The sequence below is a fragment of the Brumimicrobium salinarum genome, assembly GCF_002844555.1.
GTDB lineage: Bacteria > Bacteroidota > Bacteroidia > Flavobacteriales_D > Crocinitomicaceae > Brumimicrobium > Brumimicrobium salinarum.
On sequence record NZ_PJNI01000001.1, the window covers coordinates 578,498 to 599,283 of the forward strand.

The window sequence follows — 20,786 nt, forward strand, 5'->3', positions numbered from 1 at the left end:
TTAAGAAAATGAAAAATGTAGTGCCCTTTTTTTGAGTGCAAATAATAAGACAACAAAAGAAATGAGTAAATTCATGAAAGAAAGTGGTAGAAAACTTTCACGATAGGCTGAGGTTAGTCCGATAATTCCGACTAAATAAAAAATCACTAGCACTGCTATGAGCACTAATGATTCGTATTTTTTCCATTTCTGGGAAATTTTATCTTTATCCATTATTGTTTAAAAGATGAACAACAAAAAGAAACGAATAAAGTTTATTTCCATTCTTTAATTCCTTTGTCTAATTCTAACACATAGTTAAAACCAAGTTCTTTCATTCTGTTCATGGCTACTTTACTTCTAACACCAACGGCACAATAAACAAGGTACTTTCTGTCTTTGGGCATGTTTTTTAAATCAGCATCCATATCACCATCGTTGTACAAAACTAATTTTGCACCTTCAATATGTCTTTCTTCGTATTCTTTAACGGTACGTGTGTCCAAAAGGATGTAATCACCAGTTTCTAAAGCTTCACGGAATTCGTCGTTACCTACGCTTTCAAATCTTTTCTCTCCTTCAAATTTTTCTTGTCCCCATAAAGCAGTTGTTGCAAATAAAAAAGACAAGGTCAATAATGTAATAATTTTCATAATTTTAATTTTAGTTCATTCAAAAATAAGTAAGTTCTATCATTTCACCTATTCATTTCTAATTTTTTATGAAGAAACGAAATACTAATTGTAAGTTTGCAAGGTTGCAAATTGAGTAATATATTTATTGTGAAAATGAATAAAGAAGTGGTTAAACGAGTTGTTTTAATAGCTGGAGGATCAGGGCTTATCGGTCGTGAGGTTCAACAAGAATTGAAAAAAGTTGGACATGAGGTGCGTATATTGACCCGAGAAGAGCAGCCTTCTGCACCTGCCTATCATTGGAATCCAAAAACAAAGACGATAGACAAGGACGCTTTAAAGGGGGTTCAAGTTATTATCAATCTTGCGGGAGCTGGAATTGCAGATAAGCGGTGGACAGAAAAACGTAAGGAGGTTATTTTTAATTCTCGGATTAAGACCACACAGTTTTTACATGAAATAAGTCAAAATACACCAGCATTAGTACAATATATTTCTGCATCAGGCATTACATGCTACGGGTATGAACATCCACAAAAAATATATAAAGAAAGTGATCCTTTTGGAACAGATTTCCTTTCAACGGTGGTCAAAAGATGGGAGGAAGTAGCTGATTTGTTTTCACCGCAACAAAAAGTAGTTAAAATAAGGACAGGTGTTGTTTTAACAGAAGAAGGTGGTGCGCTACCTAAAATTTCTGGAACGATAAAAAATTATGTTGGCGCTCCTTTGGGATCAGGAGAACAAATCATGCCATGGATTTCTTTGCAAGATATTGCGAGAATTTATGTTCATGCAGTAAACCATCAACTATCAGGAGCCTATAATGCTTCCGCCGCTAATATTACTAACAAAGAACTAACTAAAAAAGTAGCTAAAAAATTAAATAAACCGCTTTGGCTTCCTAATGTTCCTAGTTTTGCCATGAAATTGGTGCTTGGCGAAATGTCTTCCGTAGTTTTGGAAGGAACACGTGTTGATAACAGTAAAATATTAGATACAGGTTTCGAATTTAAACATAGAAATATAAACGAAGTCTTGGATTATATTTATGAGCAACAGGGTTAGTTGTTGGACTAATTTTAAGAGTTTTGAAAACCTAACCCCATTATTCATCGCTTTTCTTTCATTTAAAAGCCTAATGATTTGGTTTTTATGTGATTGCTCTATTTATAAGAAGAAGTAAAGCTACCCCAAATTTGGGTATCGACTATTTGTTGCTTGGATTCTTTTGATTTTATATTTCACTTGTAATTTCCTGATATAGAATGTTATTATCTGTGAATTACGAATCTCCTCTAAAATCAAAAGTAATCTCATGAACCGAGCTTGCGAGCTTAGCGAAGTCAATACGGGCTAAGTAGTAAAAAACCTGGAATACATAAATATTCATTCTGTACCTGGGCTTTGATTAATTGAGCGTTTATACAGGATATTTCTAATTTTTATTCTAGTAAAACCAAAGGATATTTAAAGACTTGTTTATAAAAGAAGTGATATGAATAAAAAAAGCCCAAACATTTCTGCTTGAGCTTTTAAATTCACTTATAATCTTTGATAAGAAAGCTTCGAAGACAAGGCTTGCTATGTTTATAAAATTCTCAGAAGTCCCGACAGCATCGGGATGACTGAAATTTTAACTTAGCGTAACGCAGTATTTGTAGTTTTCTTACAAAGAAAAGACTACAAATCAAACTTAATACCCTGTGCCAATGGCAACTCAGTTGTATAGTTGATTGTATTTGTTTGTCTTCTCATGTAAACTTTCCAAGCATCAGAACCAGACTCACGTCCACCTCCTGTTTCTTTTTCACCTCCGAAAGCTCCACCAATCTCAGCACCTGAAGTACCAATGTTTACGTTAGCAATTCCACAGTCAGAACCTTGTCCTGATAAGAATTGTTCTGCTTCACGTAAGTTGGTTGTCATGATTGCAGAAGATAAACCTTGAACCACACCGTTTTGTAATTCAATAGCGTTGGTTACATCTCCAGAATATTTCATAACATATAGGATGGGCGCAAAAGTTTCGTTTTGAACAATATCGTAGTGATTTTCAACTTCGATAATTGCTGGTTTAACATAGCATCCAGATTCATATCCTTCTCCTTCGAGAACACCTCCTTCAACTAATACTTTTCCTCCTTCTTCTTTCGCTTTTTCAATAGCGTTTAAGTAATTATTTACAGAATCTTTATCGATAACTGGTCCAACGTGATTGTTTTCATCCAATGGATTACCAATCTTAATTTGACCGTAAGCATCAACGATAATCTTCATTACTTTATCGTAAATGCTATCGTGAATAATCAAACGACGCGTTGAAGTACAACGTTGACCAGCTGTTCCAACAGCACCAAATACAGCACCTGGAACTACAATTTTCAAGTCAGCATCTGGAGTAATGATCATCGCATTGTTTCCACCTAACTCTAAAAGTGATTTCCCTAAACGTTTTGCAACTGCTTCTGCAACTGAACGTCCCATTGGAATAGAACCAGTCGCTGAAACTAAAGCAATTTTCTTATCGTTTGCCAATGCTTTTCCAATTTCAGCATCTCCAATTACCATTGAAGAAACTCCTTCTGGTACATCGTTAGCAGCAAAGACCTCTTGTGCAATGTTTTGACAAGCAATAGAAGTTAATGGTGTTTTTTCTGATGGCTTCCAGATACACGCGTCACCACAAACCCATGCCAAAGCTGTATTCCAACTCCAAACAGCAACTGGGAAGTTAAATGCAGAAATTACCCCTACAACTCCTAGTGGGTGATATTGCTCATACATTCTGTGTCCTGGACGCTCAGAAGCGATTGTTAATCCGTAAAGTTGACGAGAAAGACCAACTGCGAAATCACAAATGTCAATCATTTCTTGAACTTCTCCTAAACCTTCTTGGTAAGATTTCCCCATTTCGTAAGAAACCAATGCACCTAGTGGCTCTTTATATTCTCTTAAGGCATTTCCAAGCTGACGAACGACCTCACCACGTGCTGGTGCTGTCCATTGTCTCCACTCATGAAAACCTTTTGTTGCCGTTTCTACAACTTTGTTATAATCTTTTACTGATGCTAATTTTACTTGTCCGATTTTTGAACCATCTACAGGTGTAAATGAATCAATAACGTCGCCAGTTGCCATCCAGTTTTTACCGGTTGAAGCTCCTTGGTTGACTTCGTCTTTAACTCCTAATTGACTGAGTACTTTTTTGATATCAATTGCTGACATGAATACTTTGTTTTTTTTGTTTCATGCAAAAGTAAGGAGTTCTTTTGACAATAAAAAGAAATACACAAGCGGCTTTTTAGTTGTTATTTTTTTAAATAGTAGTGAAAAAAACACGGAAAGAAAACAAGAACAAAAGATCAGGATTCTAACTTTCGAATGACACACTTTTCTGAACTCACTCGATTATTTCACCTGACTTTTATACATTTACCTTAATAAAAGGCTATAAAATATGAAAAACGAAAAATCCCATTACATGTATCCGTTATTATTGCTTCTTTTCGGAATCTTATTCAGTGTACTATCTGCTTATTTCTCAATCAATTCAGATGGAGATTGGTTTGCTCGTTCTGGTGCGGTTTTAAGTTTTATTTCTGTGGTTGTTCAGTTTCTGTTGTCAAATAGAAAAAAAGATAAAATAGAACAACTTATTTATTCAAATATTGGATTAAAGAAAAGTTCAAGCAATTAAAAAGCAAAGATTCGAAACATGAAGGGCTGTCGATTGCTTCTGGAATCACTGGGTTAATTGGCATACTTATTTGGGGATATGGAGATTTACTTTATTAAAAACTTTACACATGACTAGGCGACATTAAACAAACTCCCAACATAAGCTGTTAAGCCCATAGCTACGGTTCCCCAAAACACAATTCTAAACACTGCTTTCCAAATACTAGAGCCACCCGCACGAGCTGAGGTCGCTCCAAGTATCATCAGAAAAATTATGGCTGAACCATAAAGTGTAAATTCCATATTAGCTAGAGGGAAAAAAAGCGCTACTAATAACGGAAGTCCGCCACCAACTGTAAATGCAGCTCCAGAAGCAAATGCAGCTTGCATTGGTTTAGGTTGATTGTCCTCATGAATACCCAATTCGTCTCTGACATGTGCGGCTAATGCATCTTTCTCCGTTAACTCTCTTGCTACTATTGCAGCTGTTTCTTTTTTTAATCCACGTTCTTGATAGATTTCTGTTAGATGTTGTAGTTCGTATTCTGGTGATTCTTTTAATTGCTGTCGTTCTCTTTCAATATCAGCTTTTTCTAGATCGGATTGTGAGCTTACAGAAACATATTCACCTGCAGCCATAGAAAGTGCACCGGCTACTAAACCTGCTAACGTTGCCATTACAAGGGTTTCTCGTGTTTGACTAGCTGCTGCCACACCAATCGCTAAGCTTGCAGTGGATAAAATCCCATCATTTGCACCCATTACCGCAGCTCTTAACCAATTGCTCCTGTGAATATAATGCTGATTAACATACTTATCGGTATCCATATCCTGTTGTTCCATAATTAAATCTTTACTGCATTGATACAAAGAAATTGATGTCTTAAAGATCTAATTATCATATCAATTTCTGCTGAATCGCTTGAACATTCAAATATAATCATTTAAAAATGCTTTAGCTTCAAACGATAAAATCCTGTAACGTATGTAACATTACAGGATTTTTTAAAGTTTATTTATCTGGGAATTACAAAAGAATAATCAATAGAATGATGATTAATAACAATCCTCCAACTGAAATATAAACGCCACCTCCAGCGCCAGTTGTTTTTTCAATCTCTTTAACTTCTTGTCGTAAGGCTCTTTTTTCTGGACCATCTAGTTCTGACATATCCATGTTTTTTATTTCTTGTAATCTCGCCTCAATTTCGTCAGTTCTTTCCGTTTTTTGCTTTACCACTCTGTTTTTTAGTCGTTCCATTAAAGGTTGATCTTTTTCTTGAGCATTAACTGAAATAGGCATTAAAAACCCTAAAAAAGCAATTGTAAAAGTAAATAGTAATCTCTTCGTTTTCATAAAAGTTAATTTTAAAAGTTAATAATTGAAAACCCGAAAATTGGGCGTGCATTTAATATATACAGGATTTTTAAAATAAATTTCAATCGCTTCAACTTAAACGTTAAATAATTGTAACGCTTAACGGTAGGATAAGTCCAATTAAAATAAAGATATGAATCGAAAAAAATAATTCATGAATTTAAAAATTGATAGTGTCTAATCGCTGGTTTGTGCCTTGTTGCTGATGAAGTTTGCCTGACTTATTTATCGATTCATCAGTAGGTTTTTGTGTTTTGTATGACCAGATAAAATATACAATATTGATAAAAACAACTAATGCAGAAACAACAAAAAGCGGAGAAGGGGTGAGGTGCTTATGTTGTTCGCTCTTTTCTTTATTAAAACTAGGATGCTTGTTCAGATGTTGAGTTTTGTTACCGTCTTCCAATTTAAAATCTAGCGCAAGTAAGCTATTTTTAATGACTTCAATTTGCTGATTTGATAATTGTAGATTTTCTACAAGTTGAAGTGCAGTAGTTCTAAATTTAATTTTGTCGGTATAATAATGAGCATCCAAAAGATTAAGAATATCTACAAATTCCGCATTAAAAACAGAACTAATTTTGAGCTGAAGATTATATGTTGATGAAAATTCCAAATGCCTAATTTCTTGATTGAGAAATAAACTTACCGATTGATGAAGGTGTTTTCTTTTTTCAATTGGAAGGAAATTAGCAAATTCTAAATGTAATTTAAGATGAACAAGGTGTTTTTTGTTGATTGAACAGTAAATCTGTCGTTTTAAAATAGGCAATAAATAGTCCATCAAATAAAACTGATGCTTTTCCGATATGAGATCTTCTTTTCCGGTATAAGAACCTTCTAATTGATCAATTTGTAAGCCTTGACTCACAAGATATTTAACTAATCGAGTGTTTTGCTCTACTTGTGAATAAAAATTCAGAATGTTTTTATTCTTTTTTAATTGCTGTAAAGGAAAAAGTAATTCATCTTTAAAGTAACTAAATCCAAAAACTTCAATTTTTTCAACTTTTTTAAAACTATGTTCTATTTGTTGAATTAACTGCTCAATATTGTTATCAGCTGTAAAATCGACGTTTTTTTGATAAAAAGCAGCTATTCTATTTGGACTAACAAATCTCATTTGAGTGATTTGTAACTGTGTATGTCTAATAGAAAATCGAGTTCTTCTTCAATTTTATTTCCGATTACGATAACATTTGTTCCTGCTTGTGATAGTTGATCAATTTGTTCAAGACTTCGGACGCCACCACCTACAATTACAACAGAGTTTAAAGCATTTTTTACGTTTGCTATCAATGTGCTATCAACTTCTTTTTTGGCTCCGCTACCTGCATCAAAATAAACGATTTTATTACCTTGAAGTGATCCAGCAATAGCTGTATTTAAAGCAATTGTAGTATTGTCCCTAGGAATAGGACGAGTTTGGCTCACATAAGCAACAGTAGACTGATTTCCACCATCAATCAAGATGTAAGCCGTTGGAATAACCTCAATGTTTAATTGCAAAACTTCTTGAGCGCTTTTCACGTGTTGTCCTATCAAATATTCTGGATTTCTTCCAGATAATAAACTTAAATAGAGTAATGCATCAGCTTCATCTGAGATTTGTTGATGATCTCCTGGAAATATGACTAATGGAATTGAAGTCAGAGTTTTAAGAATAGCAATTGTTTTCCTAAAATCTTTACGGGTTACGGTGCTGCCTCCCACAAAAAAATAGTCGATTTTTGCAAACTCAGATTTCTTTACCAAATTGCTGATTTCTGTTCTCGTATTTGTCTTCTCTGGGTCAATTAGTACTGCGATTTGACCAATTTTGGATTGAAAACGATTATATATATTGTTATTTAACTTCATATACTGGTGATGCATTAATTGAAATTACGAAATTGTCTTTAGTATCAATGGTCATTTCAACCTCTTTTGTTGTATTGGGAAAACAAATCCTTCCTTTCCACCGAAGCTTATCGATAGGTGAAAGTAGTAAGTTTTCTGCAAAAATGATTTTTTTTCGGCCTGCTAATTTATAAAGTGCTTCCTTTCCAGACCAAACTTTGATCATTTCCTCAACTGATTGCGTGTTTGTTAAGCGAGTTTCTTCGGCACTCAAAAACTTATGTTTAACACGCATGACTTTTTCGTGAATTGGCTCCAAATCTAAACCCACTTGAAAATCTTTGCAATAAGCCATACCAACAACGTGATTAGCGTGTGATATTGAAATAAAGCCCTCACCTTTCACATAAGGAGCCCCAATATCTGAATACAAAATAGGCTCATTGCCAAAATGCATGGTTCTCAATACACGAGTTGCTACATATTCTCGTTTTCTAGATGGATGAGAAAATTGTTCTAACCTTAATTGCTCCTTTGGTAAGAGGTTGTGCAAATGTTGTTCTGTAACAAAATCATCATAGTACAATAAAAATACCGATACAGGACCATATTTAATATTTTCAGTGTGAAACATAGGGATAAAAGTAACATTCATTGATGAAACAAGAGGAAAAACCTGAAATAAAGCACCTTTAAATATAGAATATTTATAAAGTTAACACTTGTTCATAACTTGATTTGTTTAAAAATAGCTAACTTTGACGATTCTTTTGTAAGAAGTAGTATAAGTTGTATTTATATTTTATAACTTTGCAAACCTAAAATTTTGAACAGATGAGTTCGAATAAAGATTTTATAATACAGTTTGAAGGTTTGAAAAATGGCAAACACCATTTTCAATATCAGATAACGAACAAGTTCTTTGAAGATTTAACATATTCTATTATTCAAGGAGGAAATGTAAACGTTGATTTCCAATTGAACAAAAAAGATACTATGCTCATAGGCGACATTGAAATGTCTGGATCAATTCAAAAGCCCTGTGACCGTTGTACAGATTTAATGGAAATTCCGATTCAGATTACGCATCAAATTATTTACAAGTTTGGCGCAGATGAGAGTGGGGATGAAAATTTAATTGTTCTACCAATTTCGGCGTTTACTATAGATATTTCTAAACCATTATATGAAATCTTAACGGTGTCTATACCAGGTCGTGCAGTTCACGATGAAGAAAACTGTAATGAAGAAATGCTTGATTTATTAGATAAATATGTTGACTCATCAGAAAATGAAGTGGCTGAAAACGATTCGGATATAGATCCGCGTTGGGCTGCGTTAAAAAAATTGAATTAAAAACTTAAATATAAAGTAAAATGGCACATCCAAAAAGAAGAACGTCGACAACAAGAAGAGACAAAAGACGTACACACAAAAAAGCAGTTGCTGCTAATATCGCAACTTGTCCAACAACTGGGCAGCCTCATTTATTCCACCGTGCTCACTGGCATGAAGGGAAACTTTACTACAAAGGTCAAGTTATTGCTGAGAAAGAAGTAGCAGTATAATTTGCCATCCAGCAAACTAAAGTGTTTTCACACTTATGAAACTTGGATTAGATATTAGTGGTGGCGATTTTGCGCCTAAAGCAAATGTGCTTGGTGCTATATTAGCATTAAACCATTTGCCCGACAATGTGGAAGTAGTTCTCATTGGTCGAGAGGAAGAAATACACCCTATTTTAAAAGAAAACGGAGGGGATTTTTCTCGTTTGTCTGTAGTTAATGCTCCAGATATAATTACGATGAAAGATCATCCAACCCGTGCAATTCCACAAAAACCTAATAGTTCAATATCTGTTGGGTTTGAGTTGTTGGCAAAAAAGGAAATAGATTCATTTGCCAGTACTGGAAACACTGGAGCAATGCTTGTTGGTTCAATCTATAAGGTCAACGCCATTCCTGGTGTTATACGGCCCTGCATAACCTCTGTCCTGCCAATAGTAGAAGGAGGAAATTCTATCATTCTTGATGTAGGTTCAAATGCAGATTGTAAACCAGATGTATTATATCAATTTGCAAGTTTAGGTTCACTCTATGCCAAAAGTGTAATGGACATAAAAGATCCAAAGATCGGATTGCTAAACATTGGCGAGGAAGAAGGTAAGGGAAACCTACTGACACAATCAGCTTATAAGTTAATGAAGGGTTCAGATGATTTTAATTTCATTGGCAACATCGAAGGTAGAGACTTGTTTAATGGAAAAGCTGATGTTGTAGTTTGTGATGGATTTACAGGAAACATTGTTCTAAAACAAGCAGAAGGTATTTACTCAATTGCTAAAGAAATAGGGATTGAAGGAACATATTTTGACCGATTTAACTATGAAAATTATGGAGGAACTCCTATTCTAGGTGTTAATTCTAATGTCATTATTGGTCATGGTATTTCAAATGATGTCGCTGTCAAAAACATGTTGTGTTTGTCTTATGATGTTGTGGAGTCAGAATTAACAAGAAAGATTAAAGAAGCATTCAAATAATGATTAAAATTACAGCAGCAATAACAGGGGTTCAAGGATATGTACCCGAAAAAGTTCTTAGCAATAAGGATTTAGAAAAAATGATTGATACTACAGACGAATGGATTACCACTCGAACGGGAATTAAAGAAAGAAGAATGCTCGGTGATGGGAATCCAACTTCAGATATTGGAGTAGAAGCTGTTAATAAATTATTAGCAAAAAAAGGGATTCAGCCTACGGAAATTGATTTGGTTATCTGTGCTACGGTAACACCAGATTATCCTTTTCCTGCAACTGCAAATGTTATTTGCGACCGAACAGGAATGAAGAATGCTTGGAGCTTTGATGTTAATGCGGCTTGTTCTGGATTCATTTATGCGCTAACTACTGGCTCTCAATTTATTGAAACGGGAAAATACAAAAAAGTAATTGTTATTGGAGCGGATAAAATGTCTTCAATTATCGACTACGAAGATCGTGCAACATGTGTGATTTTTGGTGATGGTGGTGGAGCCGTTCTTTTAGAACCCAATACGGAAGGAAATGGTATTATAGACAGTGTCTTGAAGAGTGATGGAGAGGGACGGAAATACCTCATTCAACCTGCAGGTGGCTCTAAACAACCGCCAACACATGAAACTGTTGATCAACGGTTACATTATGTTCACCAAGAAGGTAAAGCTGTTTTTAAATTTGCTGTAACCAATATGGCTGACGTTTCTGCTGAGATTATGGAGCGCAATAAACTTACTTCAGATTCTGTAGATTGGTTAGTTCCGCATCAAGCAAACTTAAGAATTATTGATGCTACGGCAAATAGAATGGGACTTTCTAAAGATAAGGTAATGATTAACATTGAGAAATATGGTAACACTACCGCAGGAACTTTGCCTTTATGTTTATGGGACTGGGAAGACCAATTAAAAAAGGGTGACAATATTGTTTTATCTGCATTCGGAGGTGGTTTTACATGGGGTTCGGTTTATCTTAAATGGGCATACAATTCAAAAGAAGAAAAATAATACTTACATTTATACTAATAAATATTCACAATGATGAATCAAAAAGAAATCCAAGAGTTAATTAAATTTGTTTCTAAATCTGGAGTTACAGAAGTAGAAATAGAAGAAAAAGACTTTAAAATTACTATAAAGTCTGAGCCAAAAAAGAGTAAAAAGAACGCTGAGGAAAAAACGGTTTACATTCAGCAACCAATGCAATCTATGCCTCAACAACAAATGGCACAGCCAATGCAACAAGCTGCTCCTTCACCTGCTCCAGCAAACACGCCAGAACCTGCTGCTCCAGCAAAAGCAGCTGATGCTGAGGAAAGCAAATACATTACAGTAAAATCACCGATGATTGGTACATTCTACCGTTCGCCTTCTCCAGACAAGCCTGTTTTTGTTGAGGTTGGTGATAGTATCAAAGATGGCGATACTGTTTGTATTATCGAAGCAATGAAGTTGTTCAATGAAATAGAAGCTGAAATAAAAGGAAAGATTGTAAAAGTCCTTGTAGACGATGCAACTCCTGTTGAATACGATCAGCCATTATTTTTAGTTGATCCATCATAATAATTTAAAGTCAAATTAAAACACCCATAAGGCATGTTCAAAAAAATATTGATTGCCAATAGGGGCGAAATAGCTTTACGTGTTATCAGAACATGTAAAGAAATGGGCATAAAAACAGTTGCTGTATATAGTACAGCCGACAAAGAAAGTTTGCATGTTCGGTTCGCCGATGAAGCTGTTTGTATAGGACCAGCAGCTAGTTCATCATCCTATTTACAAATACCAAATATTATCGCAGCTGCAGAAATTACCAATGCAGATGCTATACATCCAGGATATGGTTTCCTCTCTGAAAATGCTAAGTTTTCACGAGTTTGTCAGGAACATAATATCAAATTTATTGGTGCAACTCCAGAGCAAATTGATGGCATGGGAGATAAAGCGAATGCCAAAGCTACCATGATTAAAGCTGGTGTTCCTTGTATCCCAGGATCAAAAGGATTATTAAAAGATGTACCAGATGCGCTAAAAGTAGCAGAGAAAATTAAATATCCTGTTATCCTAAAAGCTACAGCTGGTGGTGGTGGAAAAGGAATGCGTATCGTATGGAAAAAAGAAGAGCTCGAAGACGCTTGGGATTCTGCTAGACAAGAATCCAAGGCTGCATTTTCTAACGACGGTTTGTACATGGAGAAATACATTGAAGAACCACGTCATATTGAAATTCAAATTGCTGGAGACCAATTCGGTAATGCATGTCACCTTTCAGAACGTGATTGCTCGATTCAAAGAAGACATCAAAAGTTAGTTGAAGAAACACCCTCTCCTTTCATGACAAAAAAGTTGCGTAAGGAAATGGGGGAAGCTGCTATAAAGGCTGCAAAAGCTGTGAAATACGAAGGTGTTGGAACGGTAGAATTCCTTGTAGATAAAAATAGAGATTTTTATTTCATGGAAATGAATACGCGAATTCAAGTTGAACACACCATTACTGAAGAGGTAATTAACTTTGATTTAATTAAAGAGCAAATAAAATTAGCTGCAGGAAATAAAATCAGTGGTAAAAACTACGAACCTATTATGCATGCTATTCAATGTAGAATTAATGCAGAGGATCCGTATAATAATTTCCGACCTTCTCCAGGTAAAATCACTGAATATCATGAGCCAGGAGGACACGGTTTAAGAATAGACACTCACGTATATGCAGGTTATACCATTCCGCCTCATTACGACTCTATGATTGCTAAATTAATCACTGTTGCACAAACACGTGAAGAAGCAATTTTAAAAATGAGAAGAGCATTAGATGAGTATATTATTGAAGGTATAGAAAGTACTATCCCTTTCCATAAAAAACTCATGTTGGATGAACAATTCAATGCAGGAAAGTTTACAACTAAGTTCATGGATGATTTTAAATTCTAACTCTTTAGCTTAGTTAATCAATTATAAAAAGCCATCTTCGGATGGCTTTTTTTGATTTTTAATAACTCGTAAAAAGCCGATAAGAGTTACAACTTAACCCTGTTAATAAACATATTGGTAAAAGACAATGCAATTACAGACAATATTTTTATTGATGCTGCAGTAAAATATCACCTTGTTTTTAATAAAGGAGATCAAGTTGGAAATGGATCAAATACCACTCTATTTGGTGCAAATATTGGACTTGTTTATATGTTAGACCTATAATAGTTCAAGACAATTTTTAAAAAGTGAATAAAACATGTTGTTTATTCTTTTAAGGTGTTATTTTTGTGTCGTAAATTAAATTCAAGGTATGAAGACAGGTAAAGCTAACAAGCAAATCGAGAAAGTTATTGCTATTGTAGAAAAAGAAGGAGTTAATGCATCAACTTTAATTTCAGAACTTAAAGAATTAAGGGAGTTTGCACTTAAAGAAGAAGATCCGCTTTTGGCAAAAGTAACGAGACTTACCTATGAATATTTAGAAGAAAATGAAGCATACGATGTGCAGGCTTTATGGGAAGAAGATGAAGAAGGAGGTGAGTTTCCTTTAGAAATCGAAGATCAAGAAAACTTGCTTAACTTGTTGAACCTCATGTTAAAATCAGACCATAAAATTAACAGAGAAGAGATTAAAGATTACCGTACGGCGCTTAAAGAAGAGTTGTATTAAAAATAAAGTCCTTAATATTATAGAATCACCTTACCAAGTAGGGTGATTTTTTGTTTATTAATATTCTAATAATCAATCGTTAACTTTTTTAACCCGGATTATTAACTCCTTTAGTCGTTGAGCTCGCAGGCTCGGTTCATGCATTTAATTTTAAATCTATTCTAGGCACAAGACCTAAAGTAATATATGCATATTTCTCAGGGCTTGTAACGACGAATAGATCAAAATTAAATCAAAATCTTACAAATACACAAATACCCAAAAATGGGTTTCTCAAATTTTACAGGAAATACAGTTAAAATACTGACTTACAGATGTTAATATTCTTAAACTTTAAGATTGGTGAATAATTCGGGTTAATTATCATTTACTTTTTTATTATCCTGCACCGATAAAGATCAATGCATTTTAATTGAGAAAAGACCGTGTAAAATAATTATATTGGTCGGTAAAAGATATTACGACTCTACATTCCGATGATTTCCATCACGGTGTGTTTTTATTCGTAAAAAACATCAACACTACAGCAGATGAAACATCTATTCTTATTTTTGTTATTATCACCGTTGTTGGCAACAGCTTCCATGAATATTGATAGTTTAAAAAACGTCTGGAACGATTCGAATCAAAGTGATACCAACAGATTAAAAGCCATAAAAAAAATATCTTGGGAAGGTTACTTATTCAAAAATCCAGATAGTTCATATTATTTTGCACAACAACAATTTGACTTTGCAGCAGAGATTGGCGACATTAAAGAAATGTCAATTGCATTAAATACACAAGGCGCATCTTTTTATTTAAGAGGAGAACATAAAGAAGCAATTCAACATTATACAAAAAGCCTTAAATTAAGAGAGCAAATGAATGACCAGAAAGGCGTTGCAGGTTCCTTAAATAACATAGGTCTCATATACAGGGAGCAAGGTAATAATGCAAAAGCTATAGAATGTTACACCAGAAGTTTATCAATTCAAGAAAAAATAGGGGACAAGAAAAACACTGCAATATCATTGAATAATATTGGAAGTATTTACTATCAACAAAAAGATTATGATGCGGCAATTGAGTATTTTTCAAATAGTTTAGATATTCAAAGAGAGATTAACGATGAAAAAGGAATCGCTAATTCATTAAGTAATATCGGGTTGATTTATCATGATAAAAATGAGCTCGATAAGGCCCTCGATTATTACATGAAGAGTCTTAAACTAAGGGAGGAGTTAGGAAACGAGAGTGATATTGCGAGTTCAATCACCAATATTGGTCTTATTTACAAAGGACAAAAAGAATATGAAAAGGCCATTAAATTTTTTAAAGAAGGTTTAGCAATTCGTGAAAGATTAGAGGATAAAAAGGGAATTGTCAGCTCATTAAATAACCTAGGAGATTATTATGTTGAACAAGGTGCTTATTTTAAAGCAATTAATTTTGGTACTAAAGGTTTGGCATTGGCAAAAGAAATGCAAACTGCTCGGCAAATACAAACCGCAGCCGAAACATTGTGGAAAAGTTATAAAAACACTGGGCAGCATGAAGAAGCACTTAGAATGCATGAGCTTTTTATTCAAACCCGCGACAGTATAAACTCTGAAAAAAATCAAAATGAAATTGTAAGGCAACACTATAAATACAATTATGAGAAACAATCCGTCGCTGATAGCATAAAAAATATTGAGAAAAACAAGGTTAAAGACGCCCAGTTAGCGGCAGAAATCGCCAAAAACAAGCAACAGAAACAACAAACGTATCTTCTATTTGGTGGATTAGGCATAACGCTGCTCTTTGGTGGTTTTATTTATAATCGATTTAGAATATCAAATAAACAAAAATCAATAATTCAAGCGCAGAAAGAGCAAGTAGACCTTGCTTATCATGAGTTGGCTATAAAAACACAAGAAACAATTGATTCTATTACTTATGCTAAACGTATTCAATCTGCAATTTTACCGCCGGATAAAAAACTTAAAACGCATTTAAACAATAGTTTTGTACTCTATAAGCCAAAAGATATTGTAGCAGGCGATTTTTATTGGTTGGAATTTAAGAATGATATTGTGTTTTTTGCTGTGGCAGATTGTACAGGTCACGGAGTGCCTGGAGCTATGGTTTCAGTAGTGTGTAATAATGCATTAAATCGGTCGGTTCGAGAATATAATATTTCAGAACCAGGAAAAATACTAGACGTCAGCCGTCAAATTGTTCTAGAAGAGTTTTCTAAAAGTAAAGATGAGGTAAATGATGGAATGGATATCGCTCTTTGTGCATTAAAAGGGAATGTCTTGCATTATGCAGGTGCTTACAATCCTTTGTGGATCATTCGAGCAGATACAGGAGAATTAGAGGAAATAAAAGCGGATAAACAGCCGATTAGTAAATTTGCTAAACCTATGCCTTTTACTACCCAAACATTAACTCTTAATGCGGGAGATATGATATATATTTTTACCGATGGATATGTTGATCAATTTGGTGGAGAAAAAGGAAAGAAATTCAAACCAAAAGCATTCCGAGAAACCTTGAAATCTATTCATCATTTGCCAGTGAAAGAACAAAAGGATATTTTAAATGAAGTTTTTGAGTCGTATAGAGGCAACTGTCAACAAGTAGATGACATTTGTTTGATGGGAATAAGATTTTAATAAACTTTCTATTAATAAAAAATGCCCTCGTGTTTACAAGGGCATTTTTTGTGATATAGTATTGTGTGTGTTACTGTTTCGTAATTCGCTTATTGACAACTTTATTATCTGTAGTTATTTGAATCATATAAACACCTGTTTCGAATGGCGATAAATCAAAAGAAAACTCCTTTTGATTAATTATTTTTTGACGATCAATTATCTGTCCTAATCCATTCAAAATTCTAAATTCATTTACACCTGACTTTCCATTCCATACAACATTTACTACTCCATTGGTAGGATTTGGATAAAGTTTCAAATCAAGATTAATGTCTTCCGTTGCCAAACCACTCGGTTTCGGGCTGAAAGTGCCTGTTGCTGAGTTAGAACAGCCATTATTGTCCGTAATAATTACCACGTAACTTCCGCTTTGTGTAATGGTTAGATCTGAACCAGTTCCCACTTGATTACCGTTAAATAACCATTGAGCAGACTGATTTGCCTGTAGCGGAACAGATAAAACATCACCTACTTGCGTTATATTTGGCACAGTTGGAAGCGGATTAACTGTTATTTGAATTGATGCATTAGCAATTCCACAATTATTAGAACCCATTAAACTATATGTTGTGTTTGCATTAGGCGTTGCTGTCACTGTAGCTCCTGAAGTGTTGTTTAAACTTGAGCCTGGTGACCATACATAACTATCTGCTCCAGTTGCGTTTAACAGTGTAGATTCACCAAGACAAATTTCTGATGTTGTTGAAGTAATTTGAAGTACAGGAATGTCTTTCACCTCAATGGTTACAGAAGCATTGTCTTCACATCCGTTATCATTTCCTGTAACAGTATATGTTGTTGTAGATGATGGTGTAACTGAATGTGAATTACCTGTTCCTAAACCATTATCCCAAGTATATGAAGTTGCTCCTGATGCAGACAATGTAACAGAACTTCCTACACAAATTTCAGTTTGAGAAGCACTGAGATTAATATTTAATGGAGGAATAACATCAATTTCAATAGTAGCTGTATTGCTACATCCATTAGAGGTTCCCGTTACTTCATAAATAGTTGTGGTGGACGGTGAAACAGTTTTTGAAGCACCATTTCCTAATCCATTATCCCAACTGTAGGAAGTTGCACCTGATGCAGAAAGATTCGAATTGTCGCCTTGACAAATAGTTTGATCAGTTGCAGCAATTGAAATTGTAGGTTCTGCATTTACGGTTACATGATTGGTATACGTTATTACGTCAGAACCAGATGCGTTGTCTACCTGTAGTGTAACATCATAGCTGCCGCTTGATGCATAGGTAACCACAGGGTTTTGAGATGTTGAAGACGAAGGTGAACCGCCTGGGAATGACCAATTCCAAGATGTAGGATTGTTTGTCGATTGATCTGTATAGTTTACCGTTTCGCCTTCACAAACTTGCTGATTATTTGAAGTTAAATCTGCAATTGGATTGTTATTAATTGCTGTTCCAGTAATATTAATATTATCAATATATAAGTTGTTTCCAATTGGACCTGCATTGTAAGATTCAAACTTAACAAAGATTTCATTTCCTACGTAGGCGTCTAAGTCTATATTGAAACAAGGTGCTCCTACCGAACCGGCAAAACACCAGTCAGTTGATGTAGCAGGCAAGAATTCAGCAGTATTCGTTGATTGCGTGGCAAAAGAACCAGAACCATCTTCTGCAGCACTTAAAACTCGACTCCATGTTACACCACAATCATCTGAAACATATATAATCAATGAATCAGCAGCATTTTGATTGTATCTTCGATATGCATGTTCAAAGGACATGTCAGCATCAGTAACGTTTGTTAAGTCAATTTTTGGAGAAATAAGTGCATCTCTTCTATCGGATTGCTGATAATTAAAGAAATCAATTTTAACTGCTTGATTTCCTGGTGTTGTTCCACCTACATTAACTATTTCCCACGTTAAGCTGTTATCTTGATTTTCAACACTCCACAAACCATTAGCAATAACATCTGTTTCAAAATTTTCAACAAATGGAAGGTTTAGCGCCGTTGTTTGAACATTAATAGCTTTTTGAAATTCATCATTATTTGTGTTTCCATCGGTATTTCCGTTTGGATTAGAAGTGCTTACCGTTAGAACTTGAGCTCCATTTGATGCAGATATTGCAGGTAATGTTACCGATTCATATTGATTGGTAGCCAAATTTCCTGTCCATGCATAAGTTTGGGGGCCTCCAGAAGTTTGATAGACAATAGTCACAGAGGTTAGATTATTGGTTCCAAAGTTTTGTAATCTTACAATAGGTTGAAAACTATTTGAGCAAATAACTCCTTCTGGACTAATGATAGCGGATATTGATGCATCATCCGATATTGAGTTAGAGACACAAAATGGTTCGTTTGCTGAGCTACCAAAATCGGCATTTGCTGGTAGTCGTTCAAATAAAACAAGACCATTTTCATCTAACATTTCATAAGAACCATTCACATTACATGATTGGTATTGGCCACCTAACATTCCATCACCGTAATCATCAAAAATATTAAAAGAATAACATCCATCTACTAAGCAAATTGTTTGAGAATAACTATTTCCATTCACCCCATCATCGTATGGACCTCCGTTTGCAACGACATTATTGCTTCCGTTAGTTATTGTCCATGTAGTTTCTGTCCCCCAACAATCTGTGTTTATGTTTAAGGTTACTTCTTGTCCATTTCCTATAATTGAAAAATACGTAGTTTGCGCATCGTTTGAAGGATTTTCATCCGTGTACCCATTAGGATTAGCTACCGAAACGTTGAATGTATATGACCCAGATGCTAAGGTAACCGAAGGAATGACAACCGTTTCACTTTGACCAGTTGCCAAACTTCCCGACCAATTATAAGTTTGAACCGCACCACCCCAATCATAAGAAATTACAGCCCCCGTTAAAGTAGCCGACCCAACATTTGTTAATTCAATTGTTGGGTTAAAAGAAGGGGAGCAAATAGCTCCAACGGGCGAGGATACAGATTGAATGGAAGCGTCGTATTGTGTGTTGAATGAAGACAAACAATTCAAAGCAGCAAATGCATTTATGCGTCCGTTACCTAGCTGCCCTGTATAAGAAGGGTTTTGCGGATAGATATCATCTGCACTAGTATATAAACAATTAATTAAATCTGTATTTGTAGCAGATGGGGCGTATGATTTCATGAGTCCAAGTAATCCAGCAACTAAAGGGGAGGCCATTGAAGTACCACTTAGTGAGGTATAACCTCCTTGTTCATCAGTACTGAATATATCAGAGCCAGGTGCAGCAATATCAATCCAATTTCCATAATTGGAAAACCATGATTTACTGTCTGTGTCATTAGTTGATGCTACGGTTACTACATTGTTATAAGCTGCTGGATAAAATTGAGTACTTACATCATCATTTCCAGCTGCTGCAACTAAAATAGAGCCAGCGTTCCAAGCATTGTTGATAACATTTTGACCATAATTGGAGCTGCCTGCACTTCCCCACGACATATTAATTACATCTGCGCCGTTGTTAGCTGCATATACAATACCATCATAGCCGCCTGTAAGTCTACCAGAACAATCACCAATTTTAATCGGCATCACACGAATACCAAAACCAATAGAAGCTAATCCTAAACCGTTGTCAGTTTCACATCCTACAGTACCAGAAACATGTGTTCCGTGTTGTCCTACATTTGAACCACATGGTCTCGGGTCATAATCTTGATCTACTGCGTCATAACCTCCAGTGATGATATTTGTTAAATCTGGGTGGTCTACATCAATGGCATTATCGGTAACCGCTACAACAACGTTTGAACTTCCTGTAGAAATATTCCAGGCCTGTTCTGCCTGAATTTTAAATAAACCATATTGGTTTGTACTTGAAAAGTAGGTGTCGTTTGGTGTTAATGTAGTATGATGTAATTCCTTCAATTCAGCATAGGCTATTGTTGGATAAGTTGATAATTTTTTAATAACTGCATCTACATCAGAAATCTGTGATAGTTTAATTTGATAAACACGATTGAGTAGTTCATCTTTTATTTCTGGGTGTAATTGTTTTACTTCTTCAATTGAAAAATCAGATAGAAAATCTGTAAAAATCGGATAGTTTTTATAGTCAACAATTTTATTTTTCGATAATATTCGTTTGGCGTCTAATTTTAATTGGAAAACAACTAGGCCGTCTTGATAGTGTTCATGATGATTTTGGGCATTCAAAAACTGAAGTCCAAAAAATAGTATAAATAAAATTGAATAAAGTTTTGCGCGCATAGCAGAGTAGTATTTGAAATTATTTTAGTATTTAGCTTTACAATAATAGGAATCTATATCCATTTTTGCAAAAAAATGAAGCGTAGAAATTAGATTATAAAAAGGCGCATTTCTTTATCTTTGTTCGAATTCATTACGTAAATTAAAATTTTGCATGGTTGAAAAAATTCAACGC

General features: G+C 34.8%; 20 protein-coding genes. 11 read left to right on the forward strand and 9 right to left on the reverse strand.

Annotated features, from left to right (window positions below):
* Together CW751_RS15545 and CW751_RS02555 are read right to left on the reverse strand one after the other, a co-directional pair.
* Entirely contained in the window at window positions 1–213 is a 213-nt protein-coding gene (locus CW751_RS15545) for a hypothetical protein (RefSeq protein WP_101333377.1), read from the reverse strand.
* Between the two features lie 41 nt (window positions 214–254).
* Window positions 255–632 carry a rhodanese-like domain-containing protein gene (locus CW751_RS02555; protein ID WP_101333378.1) on the reverse strand — a complete coding sequence of 126 codons (378 nt, stop codon included), beginning with the start codon at window positions 630–632 and terminating at the stop codon, window positions 255–257.
* Between the two features lie 135 nt (window positions 633–767).
* Here CW751_RS02555 and CW751_RS02560 point away from each other — a divergent pair, with 135 nt between their 5' ends.
* Window positions 768–1,682 (forward strand): TIGR01777 family oxidoreductase, encoded by a 915-nt coding sequence (locus tag CW751_RS02560; protein WP_101333379.1) that lies wholly within the window; start codon window positions 768–770, stop codon window positions 1,680–1,682.
* A 615-nt stretch (window positions 1,683–2,297) separates the two neighbouring features.
* On the opposite strand, the gene amaB is transcribed toward CW751_RS02560, so the two are convergent.
* The gene (gene amaB, locus CW751_RS02565; RefSeq protein ID WP_101333381.1) at window positions 2,298–3,842 is read right to left on the reverse strand and encodes an L-piperidine-6-carboxylate dehydrogenase; all 1,545 of its coding nucleotides are present in this window, start codon (window positions 3,840–3,842) and stop codon (window positions 2,298–2,300) included.
* A 232-nt stretch (window positions 3,843–4,074) separates the two neighbouring features.
* Between amaB and CW751_RS02570 the strand changes: the two genes are divergently transcribed.
* Window positions 4,075–4,314, forward strand: a complete 240-nt coding sequence (locus CW751_RS02570; protein ID WP_101333382.1) for a hypothetical protein — start codon at window positions 4,075–4,077, stop codon at window positions 4,312–4,314.
* A gap of 113 nt (window positions 4,315–4,427) precedes the next feature.
* Here CW751_RS02570 and CW751_RS02575 read toward each other — a convergent pair whose 3' ends face one another.
* From CW751_RS02575 to CW751_RS02595, 5 genes are all read right to left on the reverse strand, one after another.
* Window positions 4,428–5,138, reverse strand: a complete 711-nt coding sequence (locus CW751_RS02575) for a VIT1/CCC1 transporter family protein (protein ID WP_101333384.1) — start codon at window positions 5,136–5,138, stop codon at window positions 4,428–4,430.
* A gap of 184 nt (window positions 5,139–5,322) precedes the next feature.
* On the reverse strand, window positions 5,323–5,652 hold the full coding sequence (locus CW751_RS02580) for a hypothetical protein (protein ID WP_101333385.1): 330 nt from the start codon (window positions 5,650–5,652) through the stop codon (window positions 5,323–5,325).
* Window positions 5,653–5,833: 181 nt separating this feature from the next.
* Entirely contained in the window at window positions 5,834–6,799 is a 966-nt protein-coding gene (locus CW751_RS02585; RefSeq protein WP_101333387.1) for a hypothetical protein, read from the reverse strand.
* Complete coding sequence (locus tag CW751_RS02590; RefSeq protein WP_101333389.1) at window positions 6,796–7,536, reverse strand: geranylgeranylglyceryl/heptaprenylglyceryl phosphate synthase; 741 nt, start codon at window positions 7,534–7,536, stop codon at window positions 6,796–6,798. The genes CW751_RS02585 and CW751_RS02590 overlap by 4 nt, the downstream gene beginning before the upstream one ends.
* Window positions 7,523–8,149 carry a 4'-phosphopantetheinyl transferase family protein gene (locus CW751_RS02595; protein WP_165779195.1) on the reverse strand — a complete coding sequence of 209 codons (627 nt, stop codon included), beginning with the start codon at window positions 8,147–8,149 and terminating at the stop codon, window positions 7,523–7,525. Before CW751_RS02595 ends, CW751_RS02590 begins: the two co-directional genes overlap by 14 nt.
* A 200-nt stretch (window positions 8,150–8,349) precedes the next feature.
* Between CW751_RS02595 and CW751_RS02600 the strand changes: the two genes are divergently transcribed.
* From CW751_RS02600 to CW751_RS02635, 9 genes are all read left to right on the forward strand, one after another.
* Window positions 8,350–8,871 carry a YceD family protein gene (locus CW751_RS02600; protein ID WP_101333392.1) on the forward strand — a complete coding sequence of 174 codons (522 nt, stop codon included), beginning with the start codon at window positions 8,350–8,352 and terminating at the stop codon, window positions 8,869–8,871.
* A 20-nt stretch (window positions 8,872–8,891) separates the two neighbouring features.
* Window positions 8,892–9,083 carry a 50S ribosomal protein L32 gene (gene rpmF, locus CW751_RS02605; protein ID WP_101333394.1) on the forward strand — a complete coding sequence of 64 codons (192 nt, stop codon included), beginning with the start codon at window positions 8,892–8,894 and terminating at the stop codon, window positions 9,081–9,083.
* A gap of 35 nt (window positions 9,084–9,118) precedes the next feature.
* Window positions 9,119–10,057, forward strand: coding sequence for a phosphate acyltransferase PlsX (plsX, locus tag CW751_RS02610; protein WP_101333396.1), 939 nt, complete (start codon window positions 9,119–9,121; stop codon window positions 10,055–10,057).
* Window positions 10,057–11,061 (forward strand): beta-ketoacyl-ACP synthase III, encoded by a 1,005-nt coding sequence (locus tag CW751_RS02615; RefSeq protein WP_101333397.1) that lies wholly within the window; start codon window positions 10,057–10,059, stop codon window positions 11,059–11,061. The genes plsX and CW751_RS02615 overlap by 1 nt, the downstream gene beginning before the upstream one ends.
* 33 nt (window positions 11,062–11,094) lie before the next feature.
* On the forward strand, window positions 11,095–11,616 hold the full coding sequence (gene accB, locus CW751_RS02620; RefSeq protein ID WP_101333526.1) for an acetyl-CoA carboxylase biotin carboxyl carrier protein: 522 nt from the start codon (window positions 11,095–11,097) through the stop codon (window positions 11,614–11,616).
* A gap of 33 nt (window positions 11,617–11,649) precedes the next feature.
* Window positions 11,650–12,984, forward strand: coding sequence for an acetyl-CoA carboxylase biotin carboxylase subunit (accC, locus tag CW751_RS02625; protein WP_101333398.1), 1,335 nt, complete (start codon window positions 11,650–11,652; stop codon window positions 12,982–12,984).
* A gap of 114 nt (window positions 12,985–13,098) precedes the next feature.
* Window positions 13,099–13,251 carry a hypothetical protein gene (locus CW751_RS15345; RefSeq protein WP_165779196.1) on the forward strand — a complete coding sequence of 51 codons (153 nt, stop codon included), beginning with the start codon at window positions 13,099–13,101 and terminating at the stop codon, window positions 13,249–13,251.
* 88 nt (window positions 13,252–13,339) lie between these two features.
* Window positions 13,340–13,699, forward strand: a complete 360-nt coding sequence (locus CW751_RS02630; protein WP_101333400.1) for a hypothetical protein — start codon at window positions 13,340–13,342, stop codon at window positions 13,697–13,699.
* Between the two features lie 530 nt (window positions 13,700–14,229).
* Window positions 14,230–16,341, forward strand: coding sequence for a tetratricopeptide repeat protein (locus tag CW751_RS02635; RefSeq protein ID WP_101333402.1), 2,112 nt, complete (start codon window positions 14,230–14,232; stop codon window positions 16,339–16,341).
* Between the two features lie 70 nt (window positions 16,342–16,411).
* Here the strand turns inward: CW751_RS02635 and CW751_RS02640 are convergent, their stop codons facing one another.
* A complete protein-coding gene (locus CW751_RS02640; RefSeq protein WP_101333403.1) occupies window positions 16,412–20,611 on the reverse strand; it encodes a S8 family serine peptidase in 4,200 nt (1,399 codons plus the stop codon).
* Window positions 20,612–20,786: the final 175 nt, after the last annotated feature.